The 22,242-nt window shown below is 74.1% G+C and carries 19 protein-coding genes and 1 tRNA gene; 12 read left to right on the top strand and 8 right to left on the bottom strand.

What is annotated here, in order from left to right:
* Positions 1-81: 81 nt before the first annotated feature.
* Both AC3EQ1_RS16380 and AC3EQ1_RS16375 read left to right on the top strand, forming a co-directional pair.
* A complete protein-coding gene (locus AC3EQ1_RS16380; protein WP_432095045.1) occupies positions 82-1,968 on the top strand; it encodes a tetratricopeptide repeat protein in 1,887 nt (628 codons plus the stop codon).
* A 399-nt stretch (positions 1,969-2,367) separates the two neighbouring features.
* Positions 2,368-2,441: transfer RNA gene (locus AC3EQ1_RS16375), tRNA-Met, on the top strand.
* A gap of 199 nt (positions 2,442-2,640) precedes the next feature.
* On the opposite strand, the gene AC3EQ1_RS16370 is transcribed toward AC3EQ1_RS16375, so the two are convergent.
* On the bottom strand, positions 2,641-3,057 hold the full coding sequence (locus AC3EQ1_RS16370; protein WP_432095044.1) for a Fur family transcriptional regulator: 417 nt from the start codon (positions 3,055-3,057) through the stop codon (positions 2,641-2,643).
* Between the two features lie 134 nt (positions 3,058-3,191).
* On the opposite strand from AC3EQ1_RS16370, the gene AC3EQ1_RS16365 reads away from it, so the two are divergent.
* Positions 3,192-4,667 carry a catalase gene (locus AC3EQ1_RS16365; RefSeq protein WP_432095043.1) on the top strand — a complete coding sequence of 492 codons (1,476 nt, stop codon included), beginning with the start codon at positions 3,192-3,194 and terminating at the stop codon, positions 4,665-4,667.
* A gap of 189 nt (positions 4,668-4,856) precedes the next feature.
* Here the strand turns inward: AC3EQ1_RS16365 and AC3EQ1_RS16360 are convergent, their stop codons facing one another.
* Positions 4,857-5,258 carry a CBS domain-containing protein gene (locus AC3EQ1_RS16360; protein ID WP_432095042.1) on the bottom strand — a complete coding sequence of 134 codons (402 nt, stop codon included), beginning with the start codon at positions 5,256-5,258 and terminating at the stop codon, positions 4,857-4,859.
* A gap of 216 nt (positions 5,259-5,474) precedes the next feature.
* Positions 5,475-6,275, bottom strand: a complete 801-nt coding sequence (hisN, locus tag AC3EQ1_RS16355) for a histidinol-phosphatase (RefSeq protein ID WP_432095041.1) — start codon at positions 6,273-6,275, stop codon at positions 5,475-5,477.
* 152 nt (positions 6,276-6,427) lie between these two features.
* On the opposite strand from hisN, the gene AC3EQ1_RS16350 reads away from it, so the two are divergent.
* Positions 6,428-7,069 carry a TetR/AcrR family transcriptional regulator gene (locus AC3EQ1_RS16350; protein WP_432095040.1) on the top strand — a complete coding sequence of 214 codons (642 nt, stop codon included), beginning with the start codon at positions 6,428-6,430 and terminating at the stop codon, positions 7,067-7,069.
* 143 nt (positions 7,070-7,212) lie between these two features.
* Here AC3EQ1_RS16350 and AC3EQ1_RS16345 read toward each other — a convergent pair whose 3' ends face one another.
* From AC3EQ1_RS16345 to AC3EQ1_RS16330, 4 genes are all read right to left on the bottom strand, one after another.
* Positions 7,213-7,536, bottom strand: coding sequence for a DMT family transporter (locus AC3EQ1_RS16345; RefSeq protein WP_351514601.1), 324 nt, complete (start codon positions 7,534-7,536; stop codon positions 7,213-7,215).
* A gap of 342 nt (positions 7,537-7,878) precedes the next feature.
* Complete coding sequence (gene rsgA, locus AC3EQ1_RS16340) at positions 7,879-8,904, bottom strand: ribosome small subunit-dependent GTPase A (protein WP_432095039.1); 1,026 nt, start codon at positions 8,902-8,904, stop codon at positions 7,879-7,881.
* A gap of 12 nt (positions 8,905-8,916) precedes the next feature.
* On the bottom strand, positions 8,917-10,269 hold the full coding sequence (gene aroA, locus AC3EQ1_RS16335) for a 3-phosphoshikimate 1-carboxyvinyltransferase (RefSeq protein ID WP_432095038.1): 1,353 nt from the start codon (positions 10,267-10,269) through the stop codon (positions 8,917-8,919).
* A 116-nt stretch (positions 10,270-10,385) separates the two neighbouring features.
* Positions 10,386-11,099 (bottom strand): M50 family metallopeptidase, encoded by a 714-nt coding sequence (locus AC3EQ1_RS16330; protein ID WP_432095037.1) that lies wholly within the window; start codon positions 11,097-11,099, stop codon positions 10,386-10,388.
* Positions 11,100-11,152: 53 nt separating this feature from the next.
* On the opposite strand from AC3EQ1_RS16330, the gene AC3EQ1_RS16325 reads away from it, so the two are divergent.
* The 8 genes from AC3EQ1_RS16325 (at position 11,153) to def (ending at position 20,227) form a co-directional block, all read left to right on the top strand.
* Positions 11,153-11,968 (top strand): SOS response-associated peptidase, encoded by an 816-nt coding sequence (locus AC3EQ1_RS16325; RefSeq protein ID WP_432095036.1) that lies wholly within the window; start codon positions 11,153-11,155, stop codon positions 11,966-11,968.
* Positions 11,969-12,019: 51 nt separating this feature from the next.
* On the top strand, positions 12,020-12,649 hold the full coding sequence (locus tag AC3EQ1_RS16320) for an alpha/beta hydrolase family protein (protein ID WP_432095035.1): 630 nt from the start codon (positions 12,020-12,022) through the stop codon (positions 12,647-12,649).
* A gap of 368 nt (positions 12,650-13,017) precedes the next feature.
* Positions 13,018-13,686 carry a sigma-70 family RNA polymerase sigma factor gene (locus tag AC3EQ1_RS16315; RefSeq protein ID WP_432095034.1) on the top strand — a complete coding sequence of 223 codons (669 nt, stop codon included), beginning with the start codon at positions 13,018-13,020 and terminating at the stop codon, positions 13,684-13,686.
* Positions 13,683-14,048, top strand: a complete 366-nt coding sequence (rsrA, locus tag AC3EQ1_RS16310) for a mycothiol system anti-sigma-R factor (RefSeq protein ID WP_432095033.1) — start codon at positions 13,683-13,685, stop codon at positions 14,046-14,048. Before AC3EQ1_RS16315 ends, rsrA begins: the two co-directional genes overlap by 4 nt.
* Positions 14,049-14,555: 507 nt before the next feature.
* The gene (locus AC3EQ1_RS16305) at positions 14,556-16,133 is read left to right on the top strand and encodes an HD-GYP domain-containing protein (protein ID WP_432095032.1); all 1,578 of its coding nucleotides are present in this window, start codon (positions 14,556-14,558) and stop codon (positions 16,131-16,133) included.
* 698 nt (positions 16,134-16,831) lie between these two features.
* Positions 16,832-18,046: an HD-GYP domain-containing protein gene (locus AC3EQ1_RS16300; RefSeq protein WP_432095031.1), complete on the top strand. Its 1,215-nt coding sequence runs from the start codon at positions 16,832-16,834 to the stop codon at positions 18,044-18,046.
* A gap of 454 nt (positions 18,047-18,500) precedes the next feature.
* A complete protein-coding gene (locus AC3EQ1_RS16295) occupies positions 18,501-19,484 on the top strand; it encodes a tetratricopeptide repeat protein (RefSeq protein WP_432095030.1) in 984 nt (327 codons plus the stop codon).
* 95 nt (positions 19,485-19,579) lie between these two features.
* Positions 19,580-20,227: a peptide deformylase gene (gene def, locus AC3EQ1_RS16290; RefSeq protein WP_432095029.1), complete on the top strand. Its 648-nt coding sequence runs from the start codon at positions 19,580-19,582 to the stop codon at positions 20,225-20,227.
* 77 nt (positions 20,228-20,304) lie between these two features.
* On the opposite strand, the gene AC3EQ1_RS16285 is transcribed toward def, so the two are convergent.
* Entirely contained in the window at positions 20,305-22,203 is a 1,899-nt protein-coding gene (locus tag AC3EQ1_RS16285; RefSeq protein ID WP_432095028.1) for a transglycosylase domain-containing protein, read from the bottom strand.
* Between the last annotated feature and the right edge of the window lie 39 nt (positions 22,204-22,242).

Raw genomic sequence — 22,242 nt, 5'->3', positions numbered from 1 at the left:
TGTCGGGAAGTCGACAAAACGCCGAAGTGACTTCACGGGCTGCGGTATACGAGGTGTACGCGGGTTGCGGGTGGTGCGACGATGGCCCTTATGGGGGACAAGGCAAATCTGTTGGAAACAGGTCGGTTTGTGAGCCCACCCGACGACGGGCAGGGCCCGCTCGCATCCGCAGCCGGACCGGGCTGCACCGAGACCACCACACTCACCGCCGACACGGACGAGGAGACGACCCGGCACCGGCACGGCGCCGAGGTCGGCGACACCGAATCGATGAGCGTGCTCGGCGCTCTGCTGCTGCGCCGGGGCGACCTCGACGGCGCGGAGCCCTATCTGCGGGCCGCCACCGCCACGGGGGACCGGGCGGCGGCCAACAACCTCGGCGTCCTGCTGCACCAGCGTGGCTACGCGGACGAGGCCGCGGGCTGGTGGCGGATCGCCGCCGTGGCCGGCTCGGCCGCGGCCGCGCACGCCCTCGGCCGCCACTACCGGGAGCGCGGTGACGAACCCGCCGCCGAGTACTGGCTGCGCCAGTCCGCCGAATCGCGCCACGCCCTCGGCGCCTACGCCCTGGCGGACCTGCTGGAGCACCGCGGCGACGCCGGTGCCGAGCGCTGGTTCCGGGCGGCGGCCGACCAGGGGCACCGCGAGGCGGCGTACCGGCTCGCCCGCATCCTGGACCGGCACCACCCCGGCCACGAGCCGGACGACCCGCGCCGCCCGGACCCGTTCGGCACGTCCACGGGCCGCCGGGAGCTCCCGGAACCGTCCGGCGAGGACACGGCCGGCGAGGCCGAGCAGTGGTACCGGCAGGCCGCGGCGCGCGGCCACCGGCGTGCCGCACTGCACCTCGGCACCCTGCTCGAGGAGCGGGGCGACACCCAGGAGGCCGGCCGCTGGTACCTCACCGCGGCCAAGGACGGGGAGCCCCGCGCCGCCTGCGCGCTCGGCTTCCTGCTGCGCGACGCCGGGGACACCGACAGCGCCGCGGTCTGGTGGCGGCGCGCGGCCCAGGACGGCGACGGCAACGCCGCCAACGCGCTGGGCGCCCTGCACGCCGACCGCGGTGAGCCGCAGACCGCCGAGCGCTGGTACCGCGCCGCGCTCGACGCCGGGGACCACAACGGCGCGTTCAACCTCGGGCTGCTCTGCGCCGAGCAGGACCGCACCGCCCAGGCCGAGCAGTGGTACCGCCGCGCCGCCTACACCGGGCACCGCGAGGCCGCCAACGCGCTCGCGGTCCTGCTGCTCCAGCAGGGCGACCCCGCGGGGGCGGAGCCGTGGTTCTCCAAGGCCGCCGAGGCGGGCAGCGTGGACGCGGCCTTCAACCTCGGCATCCTGCACGCCGGGCGGAACGAGACGGCCGCCGCGCGCCAGTGGTACGAGCGCGCCGCCGCGGCCGGGCACACCGAGGCGGCCCTGCAGGTCGCCATCGCGCTGCTCCGCGACGGCGACGAGCGGACGGCGGAGCGCCATCTGCGCTGCGCGGCCGGTGGCGGCAGTGCGGAGGCGGCCTTCCGCCTGGGCACCCTGCTGGAGCGGCGGCAGCGGCCGGAGGAAGGGGACGGCACGGCCACCGAGTGCGAGGAGTGGTACGAGCGGGCGGCCGAACAGGGCCACCGGAGCGCCCAGGTCCGCTGCGGGATGATCGCCGCCTTCCGTGGTGACGTCGCCGGGGCCTCGCGCTGGTACCGCACCGCCGCCGAGGCGGGCAGCCGCAGCGGCGCCTTCAACCTGGGGCTGCTGCTGGCCCGGGAGGGCAGCGAGCCGGAGGCGGCCCTCTGGTGGACCCGCGCGGCCAACGCCGGCCACGGCCGCGCCGCGCTGCGCCTCGCCCTGCTGGCCGCCCGCCGGGGTGCCCTCGCCGAGGGGCAGCGCTGGTGCACGCGAGCGGTCGAGCTGGGGCCGGCGGCGGTCGCCGAGCGCGCGGCGCGACTGCGCGACGCCCTCCAGCAGGAGCTGACGGCCTGACGCCGGGCGGGACGAGCCGGCGCCGGCCGGGGTCACGGCCTCGGCCGGGCGGCCGTCGGTCCGCACAGGCCGCCGTGGCGGCCGGGGCCCGCGGGCGCTCCCGGGCGCCCGGCCCGGCGGAGGACGCCCGGCCCGGCGGACCGTGCCCGGTACGGCGGACCGTGCGCGGGCGCCCGGCGAACCCCGGTACGGCGGACCGTGCGCGGTGCGCGGCGGCCGGTGTCCGGTGCGCCGGTGGCCGCGGTCACCGGCGGGCGCAGGGCGCCTGTGGGGCGTGGTCACCCGGCGCGCAAGGCCCTCCCGGGGCTGCGCCGCGGGCCGCGAGGGCGCGACGGGAGGCCGCCTCCTCAACGGATTTGCGCTGGTCGTCGGCCTGAGGCTAGAGTAAAGGCACACCGACGCGGGGTGGAGCAGCTCGGTAGCTCGCTGGGCTCATAACCCAGAGGTCGCAGGTTCAAATCCTGTCCCCGCTACGAGAACGAAGGCCCGGATCCTCAGGATCCGGGCCTTCGTCATGTGCGCGCGCATGAGTGCGTGGTGTGCGCCGCCCGCTCCGTGCCGTCGTTGTCTGCTTCGGGCGGTGCGCTTCGTCTCGGGCCCGCGCGTGCGGAAGGCCGTCGGCGCAGTGCGTTCCGACGGCGAGGACGGGTCCGGGCGGTGCTGCCGACCGCCTCAGGCGCTGGTGCAGGACGGGCAGAGCCCGCGGTAGGTGACCTCGACGTCGGAGACCGTGAAGCCGAAGCGCTCGGCGTCCGGCAGGTCCGCGAGCGGATTGCCGCCGGGATGGACATCGCGCACCGTGCCGCACTTCGCGCACACCAGGTGCTGATGCGGGTGGTGGGCGTTCGGGTCGTAACGCATGGCGCGGCGGTCCGTGCTGACCTCGATCACCTCGCCGAGCGAGACCAGCTCGCCCAGCGTGTTGTACACGGTCGCGCGGGAGATCTCGGGCAGTCGCTCGACGGCCCGCGCATGGACCTCATCCGCGGTGAGGTGGACGTGGTCCCCGTCGAGGACCTCGGCGACGACCCGCCGCTGCGCGGTCAGGCGCCAGCCGCGTCCTCGAAGTCGCTCCAGCAGGTCACTCATGACTATCAGCCTAACAGCGGGCGACCGTTGTTCCGAACCGGTACGGTCTTCGTCTTCATCTTGACTTGGACTAAGTCCAATGTAGGATCGCGTTCAGCGAAGGCCACGAGCAGGACGACACGCAGGAGGAGCACGTGACGGTTCGGGACGAGGTGACCGGGACCACCGGCCCGCTGACGACGGAGTCCGGCGCTCCGGTCGCGGACAACCAGAACAGCGAGACCGCGGGCACCGGCGGCCCGGTCCTGGTCCAGGACCAGCACCTGCTGGAGAAGCTCGCGCGCTTCAACCGGGAGCGGATCCCGGAGCGGGTGGTGCACGCGCGGGGCGCCGGCGCGTACGGCACCTTCACCGTCACCGCCGATGTGACCCGGTACACCCGGGCGAAGTTCCTGTCCGAGGTGGGCAAGCGGACCGAGACCTTCCTGCGGTTCTCCACCGTCGCCGGCAGCCTCGGTTCGGCCGACGCGGTGCGGGACCCGCGCGGCTTCGCGCTGAAGTTCTACACCGAGGAGGGCAACTACGACCTCGTCGGCAACAACACCCCGGTGTTCTTCATCAAGGACGCCATCAAGTTCCCGGACTTCATCCACACCCAGAAGCGCGACCCGTACACCGGGTCGCAGGAGGCGGACAACGTCTGGGACTTCTGGGGGCTCTCGCCCGAGTCGACCCACCAGGTGACCTGGCTCTTCGGCGACCGCGGCATCCCCGCCTCGTACCGCCACATGAACGGCTACGGCTCGCACACCTTCCAGTGGAACAACGAGGCCGGAGAGGTCTTCTGGGTCAAGTACCACTTCAAGACCGACCAGGGCATCCGGAACCTCGCCCAGGGCGACGCCGACCGGCTCGCGGGTGAGGACCCCGACTCCCACCAGCGCGATCTGCGCCAGGCCATCGAGCGGGGGGAGTTCCCGACCTGGACCGTGCAGGTGCAGATCATGCCCGCGGCCGACGCGGCGGGCTACCGCTTCAACCCGTTCGACCTGACCAAGGTCTGGCCGCACGAGGACTACCCGCCGATCGAGATCGGGAAGCTGGAGCTCAACCGCAACCCGGAGAACATCTTCGCCGAGGTCGAGCAGTCGGTCTTCTCGCCGGCGCACTTCGTACCGGGCATCGGCCCGTCCCCGGACAAGATGCTCCAGGGCCGGCTCTTCGGCTACGGCGACGCCCACCGCCACCGCGTCGGGATCAACGCCGACCAGCTGCCGGTGAACCGTCCGCGCGCCACCGAGGCGCGCACCCACGGCCGGGACGGCGCGCTCTACGACGGCCGGCACGGCCGCGCCCGGAACTACGAGCCGAACAGCTTCGGCGGTCCGGAGCAGACCGGCCGTCCGCTGTGGCAGCCGCTCGCGGTCGGCGGCGTCACCGGCAACGACGCCGCCCCCTCGCACGCCGAGGAAGACGACTTCGTCCAGGCGGGTCACCTCTACCGGCTGATGTCCGAGGCCGAGCGGGAGCGGCTGATCGCCAACCTCGCGGGCTTCATCGCCCAGGTGTCGCGCGACGACATCGCCGAGCGGGCGATCGACAACTTCCGCCGGGCGGACGAGGACTACGGCAAGCGTCTGGAGGCCGCGGTCCGGGCCCTGCGCGGCTGACCGGAGGCTCGTCGTCACGAAGGGGCCGGATCCCGCACGGGATCCGGCCCCTTCCGGTGCTCGGTGGTGTGCGACCCGCCCGGTGCCCGGGTGCGGGCGTGGCGGGGATGTGCTCGGGCCCGTTCGCTCGTGGCGCCGGTCCGGGGGCCGCGGGGTGTGCGGTCCGCCGGTGTGCGGCTTACGCGTCCGTCAGCCTGCGAGTGCCGTGGTCCGCCGGCGTTCCGGAGCCCAGCAGCGGATGATGTCGCGTACCGACACCACGCCGACGGGCTCCAGGTCGTCGAGGACGACCAGGTGCCGGAAGCCGCCGTGGGCCATGGCCTCCGCCGCTTCCTGGAGCGTCCAGGAGGGGGCCGCGAAGACGACGTCGGTCGTGGTGTGGGCGTGGGCGCTCTCCCGGTCGGGGTCCTGGCCGGCGCCCAGGGAGTTGAGGATGTCGCGTTCGGTGAGGATGCCGATCCCGCAGTCCTCCGGATCGAGGACGACGGCGGCGCCGACCCGGCGCGCGGACATCAGCTGCGCGGCCTGGCGGAGGGTGTGGGTGGGGCCGATGGTGAGGACTACCGAGCTCATGGCGTCGCGAACGAGCATGGAACGGGGCCACCTCTCTTCGTGTATCCCCCCGCGAAGCGTGAATCCTCCAAGAGGAGGTGAACCCCTCATGAGGTGGGAATCCTTCATGAGAAGGAATTCACAAGTTCACAAGCAGGGGGATTCTCATGTTCACATGCGGCGTTGGAGGCGGCAAGGGGGCGGGCGGAGCCGGGACGGGGCGCGGTGGCGCCCGGTGCCCGCGCCCGCCCGTCGTCAGTAGCGCTGGTTCAGATAGCCCAGCAGGTCCTCGTGGAGCAGCCCGTTGGAGGCGGCGGCGTTCGCGCCGCCCGGCCCCGGCACGCCGTCCAGGCTGGTGAAGCTGCCGCCGGCCTCCTGCACGACGATCGCGTTGGCCGCCATGTCCCAGAGGGAGAGCTCCGGCTCGGCGCACATGTCCACCGAGCCCTCGGCCACCATCATGTAGGGCCAGAAGTCGCCGTAGGCGCGGGTCCGCCAGCAGTCGCGGCTCAGGTCGAGGAAGCCGTCGAGCCGACCCTGGTCCTCCCAGCCGGTCAGTGACGAGTAGGCGAAGGAGGCGTCCGAGACCTTGCCGACCTGGGAGACCCGGAGCCGGGTCGCCGAGGACAGGCTGCGGCCGGTGTAGGCGCCCGAGCCCTGCGCCGCCCACCAGCGGCGGCCGAGCGCCGGAGCGGAGACCACGCCGACGACCGGCTGGTAGCCGCCCTCGCCCTGCACCATCAGCGCGATCAGGGTCGCCCAGACGGGGACGCCTCGCACATAGTTCTTGGTGCCGTCGATCGGGTCGATGATCCAGCGCCGCGGGCCGCTGCCCTCGCTGCCGTACTCCTCGCCCAGCACGGCGTCGCGCGGCCGGGCACGGGCCAGCTGGGAGCGGATCAGCTCCTCGGCGGCCTTGTCGGCCTCGCTCACCGGCGTCATGTCGGGTTTGGTCTCGACCTTGAGGTCGAGCGCCTTGAACCGTTCCATGGTCGCGGCGTCCGCGGTATCCGCCAGCACGTGGGCCAGACGCAGATCATCGTGATAGTCGGGCATGGGCGAACAGTATCGACCGCTCCGCGGACCGGCCACACGACCGTGTCCGTCTGGGGTGGAGGGGTGCGCCGTCGGGGCTATTGACACTCCATGGCGGCGCGTCAATTGTGTGCGGACGTCAGCCGTGTGAACCGGAGTGCCGGGAGGCAACGATGCCTACTGCACGTGAATCCTTGCTGGACGCCGCCTTCGCGGCGCTGACGTACCGCCCCTGGTCGGGCGTTCGGATGGTCGAGGTCGCGGCCGCCGCCGGGGTGTCCCGGCAGACCCTCTACAACGAGTTCGGGAGCAAGGACGGCCTGGCGAGAGCCCTGGTGCGGCGGGAGGCCGACGCCTATCTCGCCGGGGTCGAGGGAGCTCTCGGCCGGCCGGACGGGAACGGCGCGGAACCGGACCCGGGCCGGCGCCTCGCGGCGGTCGCGGACTGGACGGTGCGCACCGCCCGGACGAATCCGCTGGTCAGAGCCGTCCTCACCGGGTTCTGGGGTGAGCTGCTGCCGGCTCCCCCGCGCGCCGGGGGAGCCGGATCGCCCGCGTCGTACCTCCCGGCGCAGCGCCGCGCCGACGCCGGGCCGCCCACCCCGGTCGAGCTGCTGAGGCAGGTGCGCGACCGGGCGCTGGCCGTCCTGGAGGCGGGGCGGCCGAAGGAGGAGGCGGAGGAGCTGGCCCGGGAGTGCGAGGTCGCCGTCCGGCTGGCGCTGTCCTACGTGGTGGTTCCGGCGGGGGCGGAGGATCCCTCGCGGCTGGTCAGGGGGTGCTGCGCGGCGGGGGTCGCCGCGCGGCGGTCCGGCTGAGCCCGGGGCCCCGTCGCCGGCCCGGGTTCCTGGGCCGCTCGCCGCCGGAACCGGCCCGGGCCCCGGGCCGTGCTGCCGGCGGAACCGGGCCGTGCTGCTGGGCCCGGGCCCGGGCCGGCGGCGGAGAGGTGGCGGCGGAGCGGTCAGTGCGCGGAGCCGGAGAGCTGGAGGCCGATCACGCCCACGATCACCAGCGAGATGGAGACGATCTTCAGGGTGGAGACCAGATCGCCGAGGAAGATCATGCCGTAGAGGGCGGTCCCGGCGGCGCCGATGCCCGTCCAGACCGCGTACGCCGGTCCGACGTCCAGCTTCTTGAGCGCCAGGGTCAGCAGGCCGAAGCTGCCGAGCGCGAAGGCGCAGAAGGCCACGGTCGGCCAGAGGCGGGTGAAGCCGTGCGAGAGCTTCAGACACACCGCGAAGCCCGTCTCCAGCAGCCCGGCGACCACGACCAGCAGCCACGCCATGTGTGTGCCTCCCGCGTCGGTGACCGCTTCGTCCGCCTCGGTGTGCTTGGTGCGATTATGCACGCACCTCGGGCGGGAACCGCCGAACGTCGGAGCGTCGAACGCCGCACGGAAACCGCCCCGGGCACCCGGCGCCGGCGGCCGCCGCGGAAGGGTGGCGCGCCCGCATCCGAGGAGCGGGTCCACCGGAGAGCCGCCTCCGGCTCGCTGCCCTCCCGGGCCGGCAGGAGCCCCTGCGGGCCGGACGAGCGGGCGCGGGCCGGGCGAGCGGGCGCGGGCCGGACCGGGTGCGCGCGGGCCGGGCCGGATCGCCGGACGCGCCGCGGGCCGGGCGCCGGGAGGTCAGTCCCCCTCGCGCCGCTCCCGGGTGGCCAGGAGCCGCCGCAGGGAGTGCAGCCGTGCCGGGTCCGCGTGCCCCTCGGCGACCCACGCGTCCAGCGCGCAGTCCTTCTCGTCGTGACTGCAGGCCCGCGGGCAGCCCTCGGTGCCCGGCACCAGGTCCGGGAACGCGTGGATCACGCGGGACGGATCGATGTGGTTCAGCCCGAAGGACCGCACTCCGGGAGTGTCGATCACCCAGCCGCCCTTCCCGCCGGTGGCCGCGTCCGCGGTCAGCGGCAGCGCGAGCGCCGAGGTGGTGGTGTGCCGGCCGCGGCCGGTCACCGCGTTGACCACGCCGGTCGCCCGCTGCCGGTCCGGCACCAGGGCGTTGACGAGGGTGGTCTTCCCGACCCCGGAGTGGCCGACGAAGGCCGTGATCCGGTCGGCCAGCCGCCCCCGGACCAGCTCCGCGGCGCCGCCGTCGGCCAGTTGCGCCCGGTTGGTCACCACGTAGGGCACGCCCAGCGTCTCGTACGTCTCCAGCAGAGGTCCGGCCGGCGAGAGGTCGGACTTGGTGAGCACCAGCAGCGGGTCCAGCCCGGCGTCGTAGGCCGCGACCAGGCAGCGGTCGATCAGCCGGGGCCGCGGCTCCGGGTCGGCCAGCGCCGTGACGATGGCGAGCTGGTCGGCGTTGGCCACGACCACCCGCTCGAACGGGTCGTCGTCGTCCGCCGTGCGCCGGAGCACCGAGGAGCGCTCCTCGACGCGCACGATCCGCGCCAGGGTGTCCTTGGCGCCGGACAGGTCACCGACGATCCCCACCCGGTCGCCCACGACCACGCCCTTGCGGCCCAGTTCGCGGGCCTTCATCGCGGTGATCGTGCGGCCCTCGACCAGGCAGGTCAGCCGGCCCCGGTCGACGGTCAGGACGAAGCCCTCGGCGGCGTCCTCGTGCTTGGGCCGGATATTGGTACGGGGGCGGTTGCCCTTGCGGTTCGGCCGGACCCGTACGTCGTCCTCGTCGGTGTGCTTGCCGTAGCGGCGCATCGCTGGGTGCTCTCACGCTCTCCGTGCGGGGGCCACGGAGGTGCCGAGCATCCCCGACCACAGGTCCGGGAAGTCGGGGAGCGTCTTCGCGGTGGTCGCGACGTTCTCCACCCGGACCCCCTCGACGGCCAGTCCGATGATCGCGGCGGCGGTGGCCAGCCGGTGGTCGTCGTAGGTGTGGAAGACCCCGCCGTGCAGCGGGCGCGGGCGGATGCGCAGACCGTCCTCGGTCTCCGTGACGTCGCCGCCCAGGCCGTTGATCTCCTTGGTGAGCGCGGCCAGCCGGTCGGTCTCGTGGAGCCGCAGGTGCGCGACGCCGCGCAGTACGGACTCGGAGTCGGCCAGCGCCGCGACCGCCGCGATGCCGGGGGTGAGTTCGCCGACGTCGCCGAGGTCCACGTCGATGCCGTGGATGCAGCCCGATCCGGTGAACGTCAGCCCCGCGTCGGTGAGTTCGCAGGAACCGCCCATCTCGGTGAAGATCTGCCGCAGCGCGTCACCGGGCTGGGTGGTGCGCTCCGGCCAGTCCGGGACGGTGACCCGGCCGCCGGTGACCAGGGCCGCGGCCAGGAACGGCTGGGCGTTGGACAGATCGGGCTCGACCACCAGATCCCGGCCGAGCAGCGCGCTCGGCGTCACCCGCCAGACGTTCGGCTCGCCGCCGGCCTCGGGGGTGTCCACCCGGGCGCCGGCGGACCGCAGCATGTCCACGGTCATCCGGATGTGGGGCAGGGACGGCAGGGCGGCGCCCACGTGCCGCACCTCCACGCCCTGGTTGAAGCGGGGCGCCGACAGCAGCAGCGCGCTGACGAACTGTGAGGACGAGGAGGCGTCGATCTCGACGGAGCCGCCGTCCAGTGCCCCGCCGCCGTGCACGGTCAGGGGGAGGGCGCCGCGGCCGTCGTCGTCGATCCGGGCGCCGAGGGCGCGCAGGGCGTCGATCACCCCGTGCAGCGGGCGCTCGTAGGAACGGGGGTCGCCGTCGAACCGGACGGGGCCGTCGGCGAGCGCCGCGACCGGTGGCAGGAAACGCATCACCGTTCCGGCGTTGCCCACGTCCACGGTGGCCGGGCCGTGCAGCCCGGCCGGGATGATCCGCCAGGCCTCGCCGCCGTCGGCGCCCGCGGTGGCGCTGGACACGGTCTCCTCGATGCCGACGCCCATGGCGCGCAGCGCCTCGGCCATCAGCAGGGTGTCGCGGGAGCGCAGCGGGCGGCGCAGCCAGCCCGGTTCCGCGGCGAGCGCGGCCAGGACCAGGCCGCGGTTGGTGACCGATTTCGATCCGGGCACGGTGACGGTCGCGTCGACGGGGCCGGACGCGGACGGGGCGGGCCAGAGGGCGGTGTGCTCGGGGTTACCGGTCATGGGCCTCACTTTAGTGGTTCGGCTCGGGCACCGATCTTGATCAAAAGCGGAGAAACCCAGCCGAAAGTCGGCAGTGGTGGAGGGTAGCCGATGTCACGCCGCGCAACCGCCGCCGCTCACATACCGAGCAGCCAGCGTCCGCCGCCGATCAGCGAGCTCAGTGAGACCACGTGGAAGAGGAGGAGCCAGAGCACCGGCGGGACGTTCGTCAGCCGTGCCAGCTGGTCCGCGTCGGAGTCCGGTGCCCCGCCCCGGCGCCGCTTGCCCTGGAGCTCGAAGACCGGGCGCACGCCGCCGAGGAGCAGGAACCACACCACGCCGTAGGCGAAGGCGGCCTGCACGGCGGGGCCGGTCAGCCAGGAGACGAGGAAGAAGGCGGCGCCGGCCACCAGGACCGTCAGCACGCCGTAGGCGTTGCGGATCATCACGAGCATGGCGGTCAGCAGCACGACCGCGCCCCAGAGCAGGGCGGTGATGTGTCCGGCGGCCAGCAGCCAGGCGCCGCCGAGCCCGATCAGGGACGGCGCGGTGTAGCCCGCCGCCGCGGTGAGGATCATGCCGATCCCGGTGGGCTTGCCGCGCGAGACGGTCAGCCCGGAGGTGTCCGAGTGCAGCCGTATGCCGTCCAGCCGGCGGCCGCTGAGCAGCGCCACCAGGCCGTGTCCGCCCTCGTGCGCGATGGTCACGGCGTTCCGGGAGAGCCGCCAGGCGGCATGCGGGAGCACGGCCGCGAGGGCGACCACCGCGGTCGTGGCCACCAGCCAGAGAGAGGGGTCCGGTTGGGAACCTATGACGCGATCCCAGAGATCGCCTATCGCTGTGCTGTTCATGAAGGGGCGGCTCCCTTGCCGGAAGGTACGGACGTCGTGGCAGTGTGGCACTTATGTGCGGTCGATATTCAGCGAGCCGGAAGCCCGAGGACCTCGTCGGGGCGTTCGGCGTCGCGAAGTGGGATCCCGAAGAGACCCTCGCCCCCGACTGGAATGTCGCGCCCACGAAGGACGTCTACGCGGTGCTGGAGCGGCCGGACAAGGAGACCGGGGACCCGGCTCCGGTGCGGCAGTTGAGGATGCTGCGCTGGGGGCTCGTCCCGTCCTGGGCCAGGAATCCCGACGGGGGCGCGAAGATGATCAACGCCCGGGCGGAGACGGTGCACGAGAAGCCCTCCTTCCGCCGGGCCTTCACCGCGCGCCGCTGCCTGCTCCCCGCGGACGGCTACTACGAGTGGGTCACCGCGGCCGCCGAGCGCCGGCTGGAGGAGGAGGGGAGGAAGAAGCGCCCGCGCAAGCAGCCCTACTTCGTGACCCCCGCCGACGGTTCGGTGATGGCGATGGCCGGGCTCTACGAGTTCTGGCGGGACGGCACCCTGCCCCCCGAGCACCCGCGGGCCTGGTGGGTGACCTGCTCGGTGGTCACGACCGAGGCGGAGACCACACCCCTGCCCGGTGCCACCGGCGACGGTCCGGGGTCGCTCGCCGAGATCCACCCCCGGATGCCGCTGGTGCTCCCCGAGGACCGCTGGTCCGCCTGGCTCGACCCGGCGCGCACGGACCCGGACGACCTGCGCACCCTGCTGGCCCCGCCGCCGGCCGGCACCGTCCGGGCGTACCCGGTCTCCACCGAGGTCAGCAATGTGCGCAACAACGGCCCGGAACTGCTGACGGAGCTCGAGGCCCCGGAGGAGGAAACGCTCTTCTGAGCCCCCGGGGTTTCCGGTTTCCCGGGGCGCACGGGCCAGGATGGACGGGTGATGGAGACCGAGACCGTACCCACTCCCGCGGGCGACGCCCGCATCACCTGGCACCGGGCGGCGCGGAAGGCGCGGCTGGTGCTGGCCCTCGGCCATGGCGCCGGCGGCGGGATCGAGGCCCGGGACCTGCGGGCGCTCGCCGCCGGGCTGCCCGCCCGCGGCGTCACCGTCGCGCTGGTCGAGCAGCCCTGGCGGGTCGCCGGCAAGCGGCTCGCCCCGGCGCCGAAGACCCTCGACACCGCCTGGACGGCCCTGTGGCCCGCACTGGAGAAGCCGGGGCTGCCGGTGGTGGCGGGCGGCCGGAGCGCGGGGGCGCGGGTCGCCTGCCGTACGGCGCGCGGCCTCGGCGCGCGGGCCGTGCTGGCGCTGTCCTTCCCGCTGCACCCGCCCGGCCGGCCGGAGAAGTCCCGGGCGGAGGAGCTGACGGGCGCCGGGGTGCCCACCCTCGTCGTCCAGGGCGGACGGGACCCGTTCGGGCGCCCGGAGGAGTTTCCGGCGGGCACGGACATCGTCGAGGTGCCGTACGCCGATCACGGCTTCGCCGTACCGAAGAAGGCGGGGCCCGGGCAGGAGGAGACCCTGGAGATCATCACGGATGGGGTCGGTGCCTGGCTGGACCGGACCGCCTGACGGCCGGGCCGTCGCCGCGTCTCCGGGCCCGCCCCGGTGCTGCCCCGGTTCCGCCCCGGTTCCGCCCCGGTTCCGCCCCGGTTCCGCCGAGGGGCTGTGGCGTACCACATGCCGGAACGCGGGAATGCGGCGGTGCTCGCCTGCGTTGTCGCGGGTGTCCGTTGATGCAGGCCTTCGTATGAGGAGAGGGAGTCCGCCGCATGGGTTCGATCCAATGCCCGGCCCGTCCGCAGACCGCCGACACCGAGTGGTCCCGGGCGTTGCTGCCCCAGCCTGCTTCCCGTGGAGCGGCGGGTGACGCGGATCGTCGTCTATTCTCCGATTCGAGCGGGTCCGCATTCGGTTCCGCCACGGCGGCGTTGGAGGAGGTGGGTCCGGTCACTGGGACCGACGCAGGGACCGACGACGGCCAGGCACGGGAGACCGCGGCCGAGCGCAACGCGCGCTTCGAACGGGACGCCCTCGGCTTCCTCGACCAGATGTACTCCGCCGCGCTGCGGATGACCCGCAATCCGGCGGACGCCGAGGACCTCGTGCAGGAGACGTATGCGAAGGCGTACGGGTCCTTCCACCAGTTCCGCGAGGGCACCAATCTCAAGGCGTGGCTGTACCGGATCCTCACGAACACCTTCATCAACTCCTACCGCAAGAAGCAGCGCGAGCCCCAGCGCAGTGCGGCCGAGGAAATCGAGGACTGGCAGCTCGCGCGCGCCGAGTCCCATATGTCCACGGGGCTGCGCTCCGCCGAGTCGCAGGCGCTCGACCACCTGCCCGACTCGGATGTGAAGGCGGCGCTCCAGGCCATTCCCGAGGAGTTCCGCATCGCGGTCTATCTCGCGGATGTCGAGGGGTTTGCGTACAAGGAGATCGCGGACATCATGGCTACACCCATCGGCACGGTGATGTCGCGGCTGCACCGCGGCCGTCGTCAGCTGCGCGGTCTGCTGGAGGACTACGCCCGTGAGCGCGGGCTGGTCCCCGCCGGCGCGGGCGCTGCGTCGACCGAGTCGCACGATCGGAAAGGCTCGGGATCATGAGCTGCGGAGATCCGCACGAGACGGACTGCTCCGAGGTACTCGACCACCTCTACGAGTTCCTCGACCGTGAGATGCCGGACGGCGAGTGCGCCAAGTTCGAGGTGCACATCGACGAATGCTCACCGTGCCTGGAGAAGTACGGCCTGGAGCAGGCCGTGAAGAAGCTCGTGAAGCGCTGCTGCGGCCATGACGACGTGCCGACCGACCTGCGCTCCAAGGTCATGGGCCGGATCGAGCTCATCCGGGCCGGCGAGGCCGTGCCCGAGCAGACCGTACTGGAGCAGGCGGTCGCCGACCAGCAGGCCGCGGAGGCCGAGGCGGAGTCCTCCGCCGGGCCGGAGCGCACCTCCGAATCGGCCTGAGGCCGATCCGCCCGAGGCCCCGGCCGCCCGAGACCTCGGCCGCCGGTACCCGAGGCCGTCCGAGCGCCTGAGTCCGCATCCCTCCGGGCCCGCTTCCGGGCGGGCCCGTACGTGTGCGCGCCTGCGGGCGTACGGATTCCGGATGGGCCGGTTCGACGCGAGGGACTGCTTCGACGGGTCTGCTCCTCGGGACTGCTTCGACGGGGCCGGTCCGCGGGGTGTGCAGGGCGCGTCCGGCGGCGCCGGTCCCCGGGCTGTGCACGGCGCGCGGCAGGGGCGTACGGCCGGTGGTTCCTGGCCCGCCGACAGCGGGCGCCCGCCCCCGTCGCAGCACCCCGGACGAGGGCCCTTCTGTCACCCGAAGGTGCGAATCCGCGCCCCCCGCACGGCCTAATACGTCGATGCGCCTGTCCTCGGCCCGGCGCGGGCTTATTCTCCCCATCCTGACGCAGCTTCGAAGACGCAGCGATCACGTCGAGCGCACGGGAACCATGGGAGAGGAGCACCATGCGAGCTGTGCCGCGCGGGGCGCGCGCGTACGTCCTGTGCGCTGTGCTCGCCGCGGTGGTGTGCGCCGCGCCCGCGTTACGCCCCGGCGCCGGTACGCCGTGGGACGCCGCCGCCCTGCTGGCCCTGCTCTGCGCCGCGTCCGAGCGGCTCGGCCGTCCCCGGACCGCACCACGGGGCGCCCCGGACCGTGGACGCACCGCCCCGGCCGGCGCCGGGCCCTTCGTCCCGGTGCTCCTCGCCGGTGCCTTCCTGCTGCCGCCCGCGGCCGCCGCCCTGGTCGGCTTGCCCGGGGCGCTGCTGGGCCGGGTCGAGCAGCAGCCCGTCCGGCTCCGCCGGGTCTGGCACGCCGCCCGCGTCGCCCTCGCGACCTTCGCCGCAGGTCAGGTCTTCGGCGCCGGGCGCCTCACCGGCGACGGCCGGGAAGCGGTCGCCACCGCCGACTTCCCCGGTGTCCTGCTGCCCGCGGCCCTCGCCGTCCTCGCGTTCTGCGCGGTGACCGCCGCCCTCGACGGGGGGATCCTGGTCGCCGCCGAGCGCTGTCCGCCCCGCACCGCCTGGCGCGGGCTGCTGCTGCGTTCGCTCGCCCCCCATCTGGTCCACGGGTCGGCCGGGCTGATGATGGCCGTCCTGTGGCGCAGCCCGTTCGGGCCGGTCACGTCGCTGCTGGTGCTGCTGCCGATGTACATCTCCTGCTGGGTCTTCGCCCAGTACCACCGGGAGCGCGCCGCCCATCACGCCACCATCCGCGCCCTGGTCCAGGCGGTCGACATCAAGGACCGCTACACCCGCGGCCACAGCGAGCGCGTCGGCCGCGCCTCGGCGATGATCGCCCGGGAGCTGGGCATGGACGGGGGCCGGGTCGAGACCCTGCGCATCGCGGGCATCCTGCACGACGTCGGCAAGCTCGGTGTCCCCACCCGGCTGCTCCGCAAGGACGGCCCGCTCACCCCCGAGGAGCGCCGCGTCATCGAACTCCATCCCGAGTACGGGCACGAGATGGTCCGCGGCATCGGCTTCCTCGGGGAGGCCCGGGTGGCGATCCTGCATCACCACGAACGCCTGGACGGGCGCGGCTACCCCTATGGGCTCTCCGGACGGCAGATCCCGGAGTTCGCCCGGGTGGTCGCGGTCGCCGACGCCTTCGACGCGATGACCTCCACCCGCTCCTACCGGCGGGCCCGGCCGGTGGCGGCGGCGGTGGCCGAACTCCGCCGGTGCGCGGGTTCGCACTTCGACCCCCGGATGGTCCGGGCGCTGGTCCGGGCGCTGGACCGGCACGGCTGGCACCCCAACGTCACCGCGGACAGCGAGCACCCCGCGGACCTCAGCGGAAACGTCCCCGCACCGGCGCCGGACACCGCTCCGGGGGCCGTGCCCGCCCCCGCCCCGGAACCGGCGGCGGGCACGGCGGCGGACACGGCAGCGGACTCGGCGGCGGGCACGGCAGCGGAGGAGCGGCGGGCCCGAAGGGCCGGTCCGCACCCGCGGGAGTCCGGGCCGGTCCCGGTCCCGGACGTCCGGCCCGCGGCCGGCACCGCCGGGAACCGCCGCCGCCCTCGCGGCGGTCGGCGATGAGCGCCCGTCCGGGGGCGGGGGAGGACTCCCGGCACGGCGCTCCGGATGCCGCGCGGACCATCGGTGCCGGGTCCGGAGCGGGCGACGGCCCGGACCCGACGGAGCCCGGCGAGCGCACTCAGGCACCGGACCGGCAGGACCACCCGCCGTCACCCTCCGGAGCCATACCCCGGCCCGGCACGGAGCCGGACCCGGACCGGGACCCGGATCCGGACCCGGATCCCGAAGCCGGCACAAAGGCGGTCCCGGATCCGGTCCCGGATGTCGACCCGAAGCCGGCCCCGGACCCGGATCCCGGCGCAGAGCTCCCTGCCGCGGGCGGCACGGAGCGCGACACGGAGCTCGGTACGGGGTCCGGCGCATCAGGCGGTACGGAGCGCCGTGCAGGGCCCGGCGGGGAGTGCGGCACGGAGCCCTGCGCATCCGGCGGCACGGCGTCCGGCACGGAGCCCGGCGCATCAGGCGGCTCGGACCCCGTCACAGAGCCCGGTACGGAGCCCGGCGCAGCGTGCGGGCGCCCGGAGTGGGCCGAGGGGGTCCGGCTGCCCGGGCAGGCGCCCGGCGAGCGGAGTGCGCCCGGCCGTCCGCCCGTAAGCCGTCCCTCCGTAAGCCGCCCGTCCACAAGCCGTCCGTCCCCACGCCGGGGACCCCTGCGCGGGGCACCCGCCCGCCGGAGACCCGTCCGCGCCTCCTGGGCCGTGCCCGCCGTCCGGGCCGCCGCGGGCGGACTCGGCGCAGCGGGATTCGTCTGGACGCTCTGGCACGGCATCGCCGAGCCGGCCACCGCACTCGCCTTCGGCGTCCTCATCACCGTCGGTGAGCTGGTGCGCCGGGAGACCCGGGGCGGCCGTGAAGCCGCCCCGCTCGGCGCGGCCGGAGCCCTCGCCTACGCGCTGCTCGGGGAGGTCGGCGGGCGTTCCTCCGGCCACGGCGTCCTCCAGGTGGTCACCGTCGTCGGCGCCGCCGCACTCGCCGGGGCCGCGCCGCACGTGGCCTGCGGCCGGAACCGGGTCCTCGACCACCTCACCCGCCGCGTCCTCACCGCGGGCTTCGCGGCGACCTGCTTCCAGCCCCTCTACAACTCCGGTGTCCTGGACGCCTGGACGGGACGCGGCCCGTCCTACGCGCTGCTCCTGCTGTTCCTGCTCGGCCTCACCGCGCTGTGCGACGCGGTGCTCACCGCGGCCCTCGCCCACGCCCGCACCGGCTGGCCGTACGGCCCGCTGCTCCGGGACGAGTTGCGGGCCCTGCTCGGCATCGGTTCGGCGATCTGCGCGACCGGGGTGGTGATGGCGCTCGCCGCGGCCGTGGCCGGGCTCTGGGCGCTGCCCGTGTTCAGCGTGCCGCTGCTGCTCACCCAGTTCGCCTTCCGCCGGTACGCGGCGGTCAAGGCCACCTACCGGCAGACGATCGCCTCCCTCGCCCGGGCCACCGAGATCGCCGGCTGCACCCCCACGGGCCACGCCCGTCGGGTCGCCTCGCTGAGCCGGGCCGTCGGCCGTGAGCTCGGTCTCACCGAACCCGGCCTGACCGTGCTGGAGTACGCGGCGCTGATGCACGACATCGGCCGGCTCTCGCTCCTCGACCCGGCTCCGTCGGGCGCCACGGAATCCCTGCCGCCCGAGGAACGCCACCGGATCGCGCTGCTCGGCGGCGCGGTGGTCCGGCAGACCGGGGTGGACCCCGAGGTCGCGCTGATCGTCGAGCGGCAGGCCGACCCGTACCGTGCACAGCCGCTCCCCGCCCGCATCGTCCGCACCGTCAACGCCTACGACGACCTGGCGGGCGGCGGCGGGCTGGACGGTCCGCTGGCCGCTCTGGAACGGCTCCGGCTGGCGACCGCCCGCGACCACGAACCCCGGGTCGTGGAGGCGCTCGCCCGGGTGCTCGCCCGGGGCGGCGGGCCGTCGTGAAGCCGCCGGGCGGAGGGTCGTGGAGGCCCCGCTCGGGCCCGGCCGGCTCCCCGCTGTGAACGGCTGGATCCGCTGCGTGAGCAGGGATCTTGTCCGGTACCGGAACCCATGGGTAATGAGCGCGGGCGCAGATGGGCATGGTTGGATGCGGAGAGAGGGGGTTCGGGGGTCGCCACGGTGGCAAGGAGCAGTGGTGAGCGTCGGGATCCGGGCTGAGATGACAGCCGATCTGTGGCAGGTTGTCCTCAGGGAGCCGACGCGGAATCCGCGGGCCACCCCGTGGTCGTCATGGAATCGATCAGGAGAAGGAGACCGGTGCCCGACGAGGCAGCGGAGACGGTGACCGGACCACGGTGACCGAGGGGGACGTCGTGCGGGCGCCAGGACGCCCCGGCCGTGACCGGCCGGCGCCGGCACGGCGCAGGACACGGAGCTGAAGCGGCAGGCGGGAATCGTGAGGATCTTCGGCAAGGTACGGCATCGGCCCTCCGCCTCGTGGCGGCAGGCGACCGACCGCGCTTTCACGCTGATCGGCGACGGCCGGTACGAGGACGCAGGCGCCCTGCTCACCCGGGCCGCGGACCTGGAACCCTGGCTCTCCGAGTCGTGGTTCAACCTCGCCCTGCTCCACAAGTTCCGGCACGACTGGGAGCAGGCGCGCGCCGCCGGGCTGCGCGCCGTCGCCCTCCTGGACCGGGAGACCGGCGCCCCGGACTGGTGGAACGTCGGCATCGCGGCCACCGCCCTGCAGGACTGGCCGCTGGCCCGGCGCGCCTGGCAGGCCTACGGGCTGAAGGTGCCGGGCGAGGGCGCCCCCGCCGACGAGCCGGTCGGCATGGAGCTGGGCAGCGCGGCCGTGCGGCTCTCCCCCGAGGGGGAGGCCGAGGTGGTCTGGGGCCGCCGGCTCGACCCGGCCCGGATAGAGGTGCAGAGCATCCCGCTGCCGTCCTCCGGGCGGCGCTGGGGCGAGGTCGTGCTGCACGACGGCGTCCCGCACGGCGAGCGGGTCACCTCCGCGGGCCCGTCGTATCCGGTGTTCGACGAGATCGAGCTGTGGGCCCCGTCGCCGGTGCCCACCTGGGTGGTGCTGCTGGAGGCGGCCACCGAGGCGGACCGGGACGCCCTGGAGCGGCTGGCCGCCGACGCCGGATTCGCCGCCGAGGACTGGTCCTCCTCCGTGCGGCTGCTCTGCCGCACCTGTTCGGAGAGCCGCATGCCCAGCGACGAGGGCGACGGCGAGCAGCACCTCGACCCGCACGACCACAGTGAGCCCGGTCACCCCGGCCCGCTGGGGCACCGGACCTCGGGCGACCTGTGGGTGCCCGAGCGGGAGTGCGGGATCGCCGCCCCGTCGGGACTCGTCCACGGGCTGCTCGACGGCTGGGTCGCCGACAGCCCGGACACCCGGGAGTGGCGGGATCTCGAAGAGGTCTGCTGAGGCCTTCGCCGGGGCCGTACCCTGTAGCAGGCCCTGCCACAGGGGCCAGGCCCCGCTACCGGGGCGATCAGGCGTGAGGAAGGCGTACGGCGGAGATGGCGCAGCAGGACAGCGGGCAGCAGGTGGCCGAGGAGCAGGCGAACACCTCGGAGTTCCTCGACGACACGGTGGACGCCGAGGCGCGTGAGCAGGCCCACCGCGAGCGCGGCACCGCCCGCCCGATCACCGTCGTCGGCAACCCGGTGCTGCACCGGCGCTGCCAGGACGTGACGGAGTTCGACGACAAGCTGGCCGAGCTGGTCGACGACATGTTCGCCAGCCAGCGGGCCGCCGAGGGCGTCGGCCTCGCCGCCAACCAGATCGGCGTCGACCTGCGGGTGTTCGTCTACGACTGCCAGGACGACGAGGGCGTCCGGCACGTGGGCGCGATCTGCAACCCGGTGATCGAGGACGTGCCCGCCGAGCGCCGGGTGCTGGACGACTCCAACGAGGGCTGCCTGTCGGTCCCCACCGCCTACGCCGAGCTGGCCCGGCCCGACTACGCGGTCTGCCGCGGTCAGGACCTCCAGGGCAAGCCGGTGGCCGTGGCGGGCACCGGGTACTTCGCCCGCTGCCTCCAGCACGAGACCGACCACCTCGACGGCTACCTGTACATCGACCGGCTCTCGAAGCGGGAGCGCAAGGCGGCCCTGCGCCAGATGGAAGAGGGCACGCCGCGCTACGAGACGGTGCCCAACGACTGAGCATGCACGCGCGGAAGGGCCGGCTCCCCCTGGGGGAGCCGGCCCTTCCGGCATCGGTGCGGGTCCGGCGCGGGCGGCTACGCGACGTCGTTGGCGTAGTCGGTCCAGATGCGCTGCGGGAAGACGTTGCCGCGCTCCGAGTCCGGACCGCCGACGCCCGACAGCGGCAGCAGTGGCCCGCCGTCCGGCTTCGCCCGGAACAGGGTGACGGCGGTGGTCAGGTCGTCGGCGTGGCCGATGTACCAGGCGGACTTCATCCGGTCGTTCTCCCCGGTCCGGCCCGCCGCGACGGCGTCGAGGTCCCGGGCCTTCACCGGGTCGAGGGTGGTCCAGGCGACGGCGCCCAGTGCGGCGGTGACGCTCTTGGCCACCCCCGGGTCCATGACCCGTGGCGCCGCGGGCCGTTCGAAGCCGCCGACCTTCCGGCCGTCCCGGGTGACCTCGGTCACCGAGTAGGGCTCGGCCCGGCTGCCGCCGTTGAAGAAGGTGCCGTACGCGCCGGCCATACGGATCGCGCTGGGCGTGGAGGTGCCGAGCGGGAACGTCGGTTCCAGCCGCGCCATGCTGTCGATCCGCAGCCCGGTGGAGACCGCCGTGTCCCGCACCTTCTCCAGGCCGATCCTCCGGCCGGCCTCGACGAACGGCGGGTTCTCCGAGGCCACCAGCGGACCGGCCAGACCGGACGACGACACGGGCGCGAGGCCCTTCCCGGCGAGCTCCCCCGAGAACTCCTCCTCCTGGAGGGCCGCCGCCATCACGAACGGCTTGAAGGCCGAGCCGACCGGGACCCCCGAGGTGTCGGCGTTGTTGCTGAAGTGCCGGGTGGCGTCGGTGCCCCCGTAGACCGCGACGACCGCTCCGTCCCCGGGCCGTACGGACGCGGCCCCCACCTGCACATGGCGGTCTTCCGTGCGCCGGCGCGGGTCGAAGCTCTGCCGGCGCTCCCGCCGCACGGCCTGCTCCAGCTGCCGCACCCGGTTCCGGTCGAAGGTGGTGCGGATGCGGTAGCCGCCGCGGGCGAGGTCCTGGTCGGTGAGGTCGGTGCGCTGCTTGATGTACTTGTTGGCGATGTCGATCAGGTAACCGGTCTGCCCCGCCTGGCTGGTGGGCTTGGACGGCTTCCGCGGCTCGGGGAACGTCCGGTACCGGGCCCGTTCCGCCTTGCTCATCGCCCCCGTGGCGACCTGCCGGTCCAGGATCCACTTCCAGCGGGCCTCGGCCCGCGCGTGGTTGGCCCGGCTCAGCCCCGGGTCGTAGCTCTCGGAGCCCTTCAGCAGGGCGGCCAGCATCGCGCCCTGGCTCGGGTTCAGCCGCTCGGCGCTGACGCCGTAGTAGGTGCGCGCCGCGGCTTCGATGCCGTACGAACCGCGGCCGAACCAGCTGGTGTTGAGGTACCCCTGGAGGATCTCCCGCTTGGTGCGGTGGTTCGACAGCTTCAGCGAGATGCAGAACTCGCGGAGTTTGCGGGTGACCGTCTGGTCCTGGGAGAGGTAGGTGTTCTTCACGTACTGCTGGGTGATGGTGGACCCGCCCTGGGTCTCCTCCCCGCTGACCATGTTGACGATGGCCCGCGCGGCGCCCTTCACCGAGACACCGGGGTCGGTGTAAAAGCTGGCGTTCTCGGCCGAGATCACGGCACTCTCCACCGCGTCCGGCACCTTGCCGAGCTCGACGTTCTGCCGGTTGACCGCGCCGACGCTGACCATCTGGCTGCCGTCGGCCCAGTAGTAGACGGTGCCCTCCTGGCGGGCGGCGGCGTTCTCGTCCGGGATGTCGACGCTCGCGTACACGACGGCGAACAGCCCGGCCAGGCCCGCCACCGCGAGCAGTGCGGCGCTCAGCCACTGGCGCCAGGACGGCAGCCAGCGCCGCCAGCCGCCGCGGCCGCGGCGCGGGTAGTCGACGACGCGGCGGAGGCGGCCGGACGGGGGCCGCTCGGTGCGGTCCTCCGCACGTTTCGGACGGCGCCACTTCATGGAGTGCATTCCTCCCTCGGCGAAGAGGTCTTCGCCGAG

It is taken from the genome of Streptomyces sp. bgisy100 (assembly GCF_057709105.1).
This window is presented reverse-complemented; position numbering and strand designations above follow the sequence as displayed.

What these genes read in the sequence shown, in the direction of transcription:
- AC3EQ1_RS16380 (WP_432095045.1), top strand. Translation starts at nt 82, where the DNA reads ATGGCCCTTATGGGGGACAAGGCAAATCTGTTGGAAACAGGTCGGTTT.
- AC3EQ1_RS16370 (WP_432095044.1), bottom strand. Translation starts at nt 3,057, where the DNA reads ATGAGTGACCTGCTGGAGCGACTTCGAGGACGCGGCTGGCGCCTGACC.
- AC3EQ1_RS16360 (WP_432095042.1), bottom strand. Translation starts at nt 5,258, where the DNA reads ATGCTCGTTCGCGACGCCATGAGCTCGGTAGTCCTCACCATCGGCCCC.
- hisN (WP_432095041.1), bottom strand. Translation starts at nt 6,275, where the DNA reads ATGCCCGACTATCACGATGATCTGCGTCTGGCCCACGTGCTGGCGGAT.
- AC3EQ1_RS16350 (WP_432095040.1), top strand. Translation starts at nt 6,428, where the DNA reads ATGCCTACTGCACGTGAATCCTTGCTGGACGCCGCCTTCGCGGCGCTG.
- AC3EQ1_RS16345 (WP_351514601.1), bottom strand. Translation starts at nt 7,536, where the DNA reads ATGGCGTGGCTGCTGGTCGTGGTCGCCGGGCTGCTGGAGACGGGCTTC.
- rsgA (WP_432095039.1), bottom strand. Translation starts at nt 8,904, where the DNA reads ATGCGCCGCTACGGCAAGCACACCGACGAGGACGACGTACGGGTCCGG.
- aroA (WP_432095038.1), bottom strand. Translation starts at nt 10,269, where the DNA reads ATGACCGGTAACCCCGAGCACACCGCCCTCTGGCCCGCCCCGTCCGCG.
- AC3EQ1_RS16330 (WP_432095037.1), bottom strand. Translation starts at nt 11,099, where the DNA reads ATGAACAGCACAGCGATAGGCGATCTCTGGGATCGCGTCATAGGTTCC.
- AC3EQ1_RS16325 (WP_432095036.1), top strand. Translation starts at nt 11,153, where the DNA reads ATGTGCGGTCGATATTCAGCGAGCCGGAAGCCCGAGGACCTCGTCGGG.
- AC3EQ1_RS16320 (WP_432095035.1), top strand. Translation starts at nt 12,020, where the DNA reads ATGGAGACCGAGACCGTACCCACTCCCGCGGGCGACGCCCGCATCACC.
- rsrA (WP_432095033.1), top strand. Translation starts at nt 13,683, where the DNA reads ATGAGCTGCGGAGATCCGCACGAGACGGACTGCTCCGAGGTACTCGAC.
- AC3EQ1_RS16305 (WP_432095032.1), top strand. Translation starts at nt 14,556, where the DNA reads ATGCGAGCTGTGCCGCGCGGGGCGCGCGCGTACGTCCTGTGCGCTGTG.
- def (WP_432095029.1), top strand. Translation starts at nt 19,580, where the DNA reads ATGGCGCAGCAGGACAGCGGGCAGCAGGTGGCCGAGGAGCAGGCGAAC.
- AC3EQ1_RS16285 (WP_432095028.1), bottom strand. Translation starts at nt 22,203, where the DNA reads ATGAAGTGGCGCCGTCCGAAACGTGCGGAGGACCGCACCGAGCGGCCC.